This is a genomic window from Roseomonas sp. TAS13 (assembly GCF_001950415.1).
Taxonomy (GTDB): domain Bacteria; phylum Pseudomonadota; class Alphaproteobacteria; order Acetobacterales; family Acetobacteraceae; genus Roseomonas; species Roseomonas mucosa.
The window spans coordinates 1-7,727 of record NZ_BDLP01000212.1; the positions used below are offsets into that span (position 1 = coordinate 1).

Consider the following 7,727-nt stretch of genomic DNA (forward strand, 5'->3'; position numbering starts at 1 on the left):
CCCTTTCCCCCGTCCCCCGAGGCTTCGCCGGAGGCGGCCTCCGGCGGAACCGCGACGGCCCTCAGAGGGGCGCGCAGACGGCACGTAGCCAGGCGGCCGCCTCGGGCGCCACCTCCGCCAGCGCGGGAGCGACCTCCGACGCGACGCGGGCCTGATAGACATCCACCCATTCCCGCTCCGCCGGCGTCAGCAGCCCGGGCTGGATCAGCCGCCGCTCGTAGGGAGCCAGGGTCAGCGTCTCGAAACCCAGCCAGGGCCGCCCCGAGAGCCCCTGCCCTGCCGAGCGCACCAGCAGCAGGTTCTCGATGCGGATGCCATAGGCCCCGGGCAGGTAGAAGCCCGGCTCGTCGGACAGGATCATCCCCTCCTCGATCGGCACCGGCTTCGCCGCCCGCGAGAAGGCAACCGGCCCCTCATGCACCGAAAGGAAGGAGCCCACGCCATGGCCCGTGCCATGGTCGTAGTCCATCCCGGCATCCCAGAGCGGCCGGCGCGCGATGGCGTCGAGATGCGGCCCCGCCACCCCCTTGGGGAAGCTCAGCGTGGCCAGGGCGATATGGCCGCGCAGCACCCGCGTGTAGCGTTCCCGCAGCTCCGCCGGCGCCTCCCCCGGCCCGGTCCAGAGCGTGCGCGTCACATCCGTGGTGCCGTCCAGGAACTGCGCGCCGCTGTCGATCAGGTAGCACTCGTCCCGCCCGATCGCCCGGTCCGTCTCCGCCGTGACCCGGTAATGCACGATCGCCCCGTTGGGCCCGGCGCCCGAGATGGCGGGAAAGGATTCCGCCCGGAACAGCGGCAGCGCCCGGCGGAACTCCAGCAGCTTCTCCGCCGCCGTGATCTCGCTCTGCCCGCCTTGCGGCGCCGCCCCGGCGAACCAGTGGAGGAAACGCGCCAGCGCCACCGCATCCCGCGCATGCGCCGTCCGCGCGCCTGCCTGCTCCACCGCGTTCTTGCGCGCCCGGGGCAAGCGTACCGGGTCCTCGCCCGCCACCACGGTCGCTCCGGCCTCACGCAGTCGCATGGCGAACCAGGCCGGCGTCAGGTCGGGATCGACCCGCACCCGCCGTCCCGCCAGTACGCGCAGCGCCTCCGGCCATTCCTCCGGCGCGCGCAGCGCCACGGCATTGCCCAGATGCGCGCGCAGCGCCTCGTCCACCTTCGCCGGGGCGATGAACAGGTCCACCGTCCCATCGGCCCGCAGCAGGCCCTGCGACAGCGCCAGCGGCGTGTTCTCCAGGTCGCCGCCCCGGATGTTCAGCAGCCAGGCGGTGCTGTGCGCATCGGCCAGCACCGCCGCGTCCTCGCCCGCCGTGCGCAGCGCCGCGGCGGCTGCCTCGCGCTTTTCCTCCGCACCCTGCCCGGCCTGTTCCGCCGCCTGCGGCACGGCGCGGGCCAGTGGCGGCGCGGGGCGGTCGGCCCAGGCGGCATCCAGCGGGTTGCCGTCCAGCGGCACCAGCTCGGCGCCGCAGGCCGCCAGCTTCTCCACCGCCGATTCCGGCATCAGCCGCGGGTCGTAGCCGATGCGCCGTCCCTTCGCATGTTCGCGCAGCCAGTCCGCCGCCGGTTCCTCGGTGATATGCCGCCGCTCCCAGAGCGCCGGATCGGTCTGCGCCGCCGCCTGGGTGGTGTAGCGGCCGTCGGTGAAGACCGCCGCCCGTTCCGGCAGCACGATGGCCAGCCCGGCACTGCCCGTGAAGCCGGTCAGCCAGGCCAGCCGCTCCGCCGAACCCGGCACGTATTCGCCCAGATACTCGTCCGAGCGCGGCACCACGAAGCCCTCGACCCCGGCAGCCGCCAGGTTCCGGCGCAGCGCCTCAAGCCGCTCCCCGGGTGACGACGTGGGCGGCACGACGGCTCTCACGGTTGCGCGACCTTCGTAAACGACATGTTTCACTCCTATTTCATGCTTCCGGCGCATATCTAAACAGCCAGATCGGCACGAGCAAAAGCGGCGGGCAGACCTATTTTGCACTGCATAACGCGCGGCGCGGCGAAGCGAGTCGAAGACAGAACGACCGGAAGCCACGAACCGCGCCGCGAAAGGAACGCTAGTCATGAATACCCGGATCAACCAGACCGAAGCCGCCCTGATGATGCCGATGCCCGCCAACGCCCAGGCCGAACGCATCCAGGCCCTGCGTCAGCAGGCCCTGCAGCAGAGCGACAGTGGGATCGGCCGCTGGTTCCGCAGCCTGACGCTCCGCCTCTCCGAGGGCCTGCAGCGCCGCCGCGCCATGGCCGAGCTGCAGGAGCTGACGGATCGCGAGCTGGCCGATATCGGCCTTGTCCGCTCCGACATCCCGCACCTGTTCGACCGCATGGCGCAGCAGGAGCAGAAGGTGGCGACCCAGGCCCCCGTGTCGCGCCCGGCCAACGACTTCAACCGCAAGCGCGCCGCGGCCTGAAGCGGCGCCGCAGGGCCAGCCCTGCGGTAAAGACATAGAACTTTACCAGTCACGGCAAAAGGGACGGTTCTCCGTCCCTTTTTTCGTGCCCGCAGCCCGGTGGCGGAAAAATTTCGCCTGTCATGCTGCGGTGCAAAAATACCGGCTGGAAAGGCCCCGAGGCCCAGCCGCAGGGGGGATGTGCCGCCTTCCCGCCCTGCCCTTCAGCGCCTGCGCAGGACCAGGGTGGACCAGGCCCCGAGGTCGATCCGCCGCTCCAGCACCAGCCCGCAGCGGCGATGCGCCGCCAGCACCATCCGCACCTGGGTGCCGAGCAGCCCGGCCAGGATCGCCGTGCCCCCTGGCGCCAGATGCGTGGCGAGGTCGCGCGCCATGGCGCAGAGCGGCCGCGCCAGGATATTGGCGAAGACGAGGTCATAGTGCCCGTTGCGCACCACCGGGTCGCGCCAGCCATCCGCCAGCTCCGCCCGGAACAGCCCGCGCAGCCCGTTCATCACCCCGTTCTCGGCCGCCACCCGCACCGACCAGGGCTCGATATCCGTGGCAAGGACCTTCCGGTGCAGCAGCTTCGCCGCCGCCATGCCCAGGATGCCCGAGCCCGTGCCCAGGTCCAGGATTCGGCGCGGGCGGCGGTGGGCCACGGCCTCGAAGGCCAGCAGGCAGCCGCGCGTGGATTCGTGCTCGCCCGAGCCGAAGGCTAGGCCGGCATCGAGCCGCAGCACCAGCCGGTCCCATTGCCGCGGGTTGGGCAGGTGCGTTGGTCGGATGGTGAAGCGCCGCCCCAGCGCCTGCTCCGGAAAGGCTTCCACGGTGCGGGCCAGCCAGCCCTCCGCCTCGGTCGGGTGCCGCTCCGGCGCCCCGGCATCGAAGCCCGAGACCGCCGCCGCCAGGGCCAGCGCCGCGCTCAGCGCCGCCTCGTCGCCGTTCTGCTCCCAGACGCCTTCCAGCCGCCAGGTCTCCTCCAGTGGCGGCTCGCGGAAATAGCCGACGGTGCGGCAGAGGCTTTCCAGCGCCGCCTCGTAATAGGGCACCGCCTCGTCCGGGATGCCGGTCAGCACCAGCGTCTCCAGCGGGATGGCCCAGCGCGTGTTGCCCTGGGTCGGCCAATGCCCCGGCTTCTGCTGGATGGCGGTCTCGCTGCTCATCAGGCGCGCTCCACGAAACGGTCCAGCACACGCTTGCTGCCGGTCTTCTCGAAATCCACGTCCAGGCGGTCATCCTCCACCCGGGTCACGCGTCCGTAGCCGAATTTCTGGTGGAAGACGCGGGTTCCGACGGTCATGGCATCCTTGCGCGCCGGGCGCGCCTGCACCTCCCAGGCCCCCTTCTCGGAGAGTTTGGTCTCCATGATCCGCGGCCGCCCGGCGCTGATCGGGCCGTGCGCGAAGACGCTCGGCGCCGTCGCCATGCGCTGCCGCTGCATGGCCGAGGAGCCCTCGACCTCCACCGCCTCGCGCGGCAGCTCGTCCAGGAAGCGCGACGGGATGGCGGCCGACCAGTTGGCATAGATCCGCCGGTTCGCCGCGTGGCTGATCACCGCGAGCTTCCGCGCCCGGGTGATGCCGACATAGGCGAGGCGCCGCTCCTCCTCCAGACCCTTGGTGCCGCCCTCGTCCAGCGCGCGCTGGTGCGGGAAGAGCCCCTCCTCCCAGCCCGGCAGGAAGACGAGGTCGAACTCCAGCCCCTTGGCCGCGTGCAGCGTCATCAGCGAGACCTTGGCCTCCGAGGCGTTCTCGTCGTTCTCGGTCACCAGCGCCACATGGTCGAGAAAGCCCGCGAGGCTCTCGAACTCGCCGATCGCGCGCAGCAGCTCCTTCAGGTTCTCCAGCCGGCCCGGCGCCTCGGCCGACTTGTCCTGCTTCCACATCTCCGTATAGCCGCTCTCGTCGAGCATGGTGGCCACCGTCACCACATGCCCCTCGCGCGCCAGCATTTCGCGCCATCGCGCGAAGCCGTCGAACAGCTCGCGCAGCGCCGCGCGCGGCTTGGGGCGGAAGGCATCGGTGCGCGCCAGCTGCTCCGCCGCCACGGCGAGCGGGATGCCCTGCTCGCGCGCCGCCACATGCATGTGCTGCAGCCCGCTGTCGCCCACGCCCCGGCGCGGCGTGTTGACGATGCGCTCGAAGGCCAGGTCGTCGCTCGGCTGGTGCAGGATGCGCATATAGGCCATGGCGTCGCGCACCTCGGCCCGCTCGTAGAACTTCAGCCCGCCCACGACGCGATAGGGCACGCCGAGCACGATCAGCCGCTCCTCGAAGGCCCGCGTCTGGAAGCCGGCGCGCACGAGGATCGCCATCTCGCCCGCGCTGATCCCGTCGCGCTGCGCCTGCTCGATGCGCTCGCCGACCATGCGGGCCTCCTCCTCGGAGTCCCAGAGCGAGACGATGCGGACCTTCTCGCCCTCCGCATCATTGCGCCCCGGCCGCAGCGTCTTGCCCAGCCGTCCCTCGTTCTTCGCGATCAGCCCGGCGGCGGCGGCCAGGATCGGCCGCGTGGAGCGGTAGTTGCTCTCCAGCCGCACGATCCTCGCGCCGGGGAAGTCCTTCTCGAAGCGCAGGATGTTCTCCACCTCCGCGCCTCTCCACGAGTAGATCGACTGGTCGTCGTCGCCCACGCAGCAGATGTTCCGGTGCCCCTGCGCCAGCAGCCGCAGCCAGAGATACTGCACCGTGTTGGTGTCCTGGTACTCGTCCACCAGGATGTAGCGGAAGCTGCGGTGGTACTGCGCCAGCACCTCGGGCTGGGTGCGCAGGATCTCCGTCATGTGCAGCAGCAGGTCGCCGAAATCGACCGTGTTCAGGTCCCGCAGCCGGGACTGGTAGGCCTCGTAGAGCTGCCGCGCGCGGCCATTGGCGAAGTCGCTGTCCTCCGCGGGCGTCACCCGCTCCGGCGTCAGGCCGCGGTCCTTCCAGCGCTGGATCACCGCCATCAGTCCCTGGGCCGGCCAGCGCTTCTGGTCGATGCCGCCCGCCGCCTCCATCACCTGTTTCAGCAGGCGGAGCTGGTCGTCCGTGTCCAGGATGGTGAAGGAGGAGGTCAGGCGGACATATTCCGCGTGCCGCCGCAGCATCCGGGCGCAGAGCGCATGGAAGGTGCCAAGCCAGAGCCCCTCGGCCGGGCGCCCCAGGATGTGGGAGACACGCTCCCGCATCTCCCGCGCCGCCTTGTTGGTGAAGGTCACCGCCAGGACCTGGTTGGGGAAGGCCTTCCGCGTCATCAGGATATGGGCGAAGCGCGTGGTCAGCACCCGCGTCTTGCCCGTCCCCGCCCCGGCCAGCACCAGCAGCGGCCCGTCCACCGTCTCCACCGCCGCCCGCTGCTCCGGGTTCAGCTTGCCGAGGTAGTCGGGTTCCGGCAGGTCCCGCAGCCCGCCCCCCGTGGCCGGCATCACGTCGCGGCTGTCGCTCATTGGCAGCGTCCCCTCGATCCGGCGCCGCAGATTCGCTCGCCATCGGTCCAGCGTGCCCCGTCCAGGACGGCGGAAGACAGGTCCGCCCCGTCCAGCACCGCGCCCGTCAGGTCCGCGCCGCTCAGATCGGCCCGGAAGAGCCGCGCGCCCCGCAGGTCTGCCCCGGCCAGCTTCGCCCCGTCCAGCATCGCCCGCGTGAAGTCGGCCCGGCGCAGGTTGGACCCGCTCAGGTCCGCCTGGCTCAGCAGGGCGGAGACGAAGCGAGCCTGCTGTCCGTCGATCCCCCGCAGCACCGCCCCGACCATGTTGGCGCGGGAGAAGCTGGCATCGCGCAGCACCGCCCCCGCCAGATCGGCATCCGGCAGGTCCCGCCCGTCCAGCAGGCAGCGCCGCCAGTCCACCCCGGGGGCGGGCAGGTCGTTGCAGGCGGCGCGGGCGGGTGCCGCGACGGCCAGGAGGAACAGGGCGAGGAGGATCGGAAGGGCGGGGCGCACGCCACAGGATATAGAACGCCAGGGGAACGCGGTCGAGGAAGCCCCGCGCCGCCGCCTCCTGGTCCGCCCTATTTCGGGAAATACCCCGCCAGGTTCCGCCGCACCCGCGCCAGCACGTCCTCCCCCACGGGCGGGAGCTGGAAGCGCTGGCCGGTGATCATCTCGAAGGCCCGGACATAGACGGCGGCGGTCTCCAGGATCACCTCCTGCGGGATCTCCGGGATCGCGTCCTTGTAGGGATCGCAGCGCGCCACCACCCAGTTGCGCACGAAATCCTTGTCGAAGCTCTCCGGCTTCCCGCCCCGGCCGAACAGCGTCCGGTAGGAGCCGAGCAGCCAGTAGCGGCTGCTGTCCGGCGTATGGATCTCGTCGGCCAGCACGATGTTGCCGTCCGTGTCTGTGCCGAACTCGTATTTCGTGTCCGCCAGGATCAGCCCGCGTTCCCGCGCCAGCTCCTGCCCGCGGGCGAAGAGCTTCAGCGCATACTCGCTCAGCGTCTCCCACTGGCTCTTCGACAGCAGCCCGCGCTCCAGGATCTCCTCCGCCGTCAGCGGCTCGTCATGCCCGCCGTCGAAGGCCTTGCTGGTGGGCGTGATGATCGGCTCGGGCAGCTTCTGGTTGTCGCGCAGTCCGTCGGGCAGCACATGCCCGTACATCCGCCGCTGGCCCTTCTTGTAGAGCGTCAGGATCGAGGTGCCCGTCGTGCCGGCGAGATAGCCGCGCACCACCACCTCCACCGGCAGGATGGACAGCTTACGCCCCACCACCACGTTCGGATCGGGGTATTCGACGACATGGTTCGGGCAGATGTCGCGCGTCGCCTCGAACCAGTACCGCGCCGTCTGCGTCAGCACCTGCCCCTTCAGGGGAATGGCCGCCAGGATGCGGTCGAAGGCACTGATCCGGTCGGTCGCGATGATGATGCGCTTCCCGTCCGGCAGGTCGTAATTGTCCCGCACCTTGCCGCGATAGTGGTTCGGCAGTTCCGGAATGGTCGCGTCGCGAAGGGTCTGCTGCGCGTGCGCGGCGAGTTCTGAGAGATCCATGCCTGGTCTCGTCCCCGGAGAGAGGGCCCCCAGCCGGTGCCGTCCCGCCAGGATGGCGCCGGCGGCGGGGGAAGTGATGTGCGGCTATGCCCCGGCGCCGGGCAGGAGGGCAATGCCCGTCATCACCGGCACCATCCGCCTTGCCTCGTGCCCCGCCCGGCCCATGGGTCAGCCCAGGGGAAGGCCGCCCCCGCGATCATGGCAGGATCGCCCCCGCCCGGCCCGCCGGACAGGACGGATTTCGCCGCATGTGGCGCCCAGGAGGATGGTTCGCCCCGCGGAGCAGGCCAGGCGCGCCCGGCTCAGGAGGCCGCTTCGGGCACCCTGTCCAGGCCCCCCGTTTTCAGGCCCTGTCTCTTGATCACATCTACGC

The 7,727-nt window shown here is 71.0% G+C and carries 6 protein-coding genes; 1 reads left to right on the top strand and 5 read right to left on the bottom strand.

Features of this window, described 5'->3' with window-relative positions; translation table 11 throughout:
* Positions 1-61: 61 nt before the first annotated feature.
* Complete coding sequence (locus ROTAS13_RS15605; RefSeq protein ID WP_252571559.1) at positions 62-1,918, bottom strand: aminopeptidase P family protein; 1,857 nt, start codon at positions 1,916-1,918, stop codon at positions 62-64.
* A 136-nt stretch (positions 1,919-2,054) separates the two neighbouring features.
* Between ROTAS13_RS15605 and ROTAS13_RS15610 the strand changes: the two genes are divergently transcribed.
* Positions 2,055-2,405, top strand: a complete 351-nt coding sequence (locus ROTAS13_RS15610; protein WP_019459432.1) for a DUF1127 domain-containing protein — start codon at positions 2,055-2,057, stop codon at positions 2,403-2,405.
* Between the two features lie 203 nt (positions 2,406-2,608).
* Here ROTAS13_RS15610 and ROTAS13_RS15615 read toward each other — a convergent pair whose 3' ends face one another.
* The 4 genes from ROTAS13_RS15615 to ROTAS13_RS15630 all read right to left on the bottom strand — a co-directional run bounded on the left by ROTAS13_RS15615 (position 2,609) and on the right by ROTAS13_RS15630 (position 7,354).
* Positions 2,609-3,550 (bottom strand): 50S ribosomal protein L11 methyltransferase, encoded by a 942-nt coding sequence (locus ROTAS13_RS15615; RefSeq protein WP_058389710.1) that lies wholly within the window; start codon positions 3,548-3,550, stop codon positions 2,609-2,611.
* Complete coding sequence (locus ROTAS13_RS15620) at positions 3,550-5,814, bottom strand: ATP-dependent helicase (RefSeq protein WP_252571561.1); 2,265 nt, start codon at positions 5,812-5,814, stop codon at positions 3,550-3,552. Before ROTAS13_RS15620 ends, ROTAS13_RS15615 begins: the two co-directional genes overlap by 1 nt.
* Positions 5,811-6,308 (bottom strand): pentapeptide repeat-containing protein, encoded by a 498-nt coding sequence (locus ROTAS13_RS15625; RefSeq protein ID WP_019459435.1) that lies wholly within the window; start codon positions 6,306-6,308, stop codon positions 5,811-5,813. The genes ROTAS13_RS15620 and ROTAS13_RS15625 overlap by 4 nt, the downstream gene beginning before the upstream one ends.
* Before the next feature lie 68 nt (positions 6,309-6,376).
* On the bottom strand, positions 6,377-7,354 hold the full coding sequence (locus tag ROTAS13_RS15630) for a phosphoribosylaminoimidazolesuccinocarboxamide synthase (RefSeq protein ID WP_019459436.1): 978 nt from the start codon (positions 7,352-7,354) through the stop codon (positions 6,377-6,379).
* Between the last annotated feature and the right edge of the window lie 373 nt (positions 7,355-7,727).

What these genes read in the sequence shown, in the direction of transcription:
- ROTAS13_RS15615 (WP_058389710.1), bottom strand. Translation starts at nt 3,550, where the DNA reads ATGAGCAGCGAGACCGCCATCCAGCAGAAGCCGGGGCATTGGCCGACC.
- ROTAS13_RS15620 (WP_252571561.1), bottom strand. Translation starts at nt 5,814, where the DNA reads ATGAGCGACAGCCGCGACGTGATGCCGGCCACGGGGGGCGGGCTGCGG.
- ROTAS13_RS15605 (WP_252571559.1), bottom strand. Translation starts at nt 1,918, where the DNA reads ATGCGCCGGAAGCATGAAATAGGAGTGAAACATGTCGTTTACGAAGGT.
- ROTAS13_RS15610 (WP_019459432.1), top strand. Translation starts at nt 2,055, where the DNA reads ATGAATACCCGGATCAACCAGACCGAAGCCGCCCTGATGATGCCGATG.
- ROTAS13_RS15630 (WP_019459436.1), bottom strand. Translation starts at nt 7,354, where the DNA reads ATGGATCTCTCAGAACTCGCCGCGCACGCGCAGCAGACCCTTCGCGAC.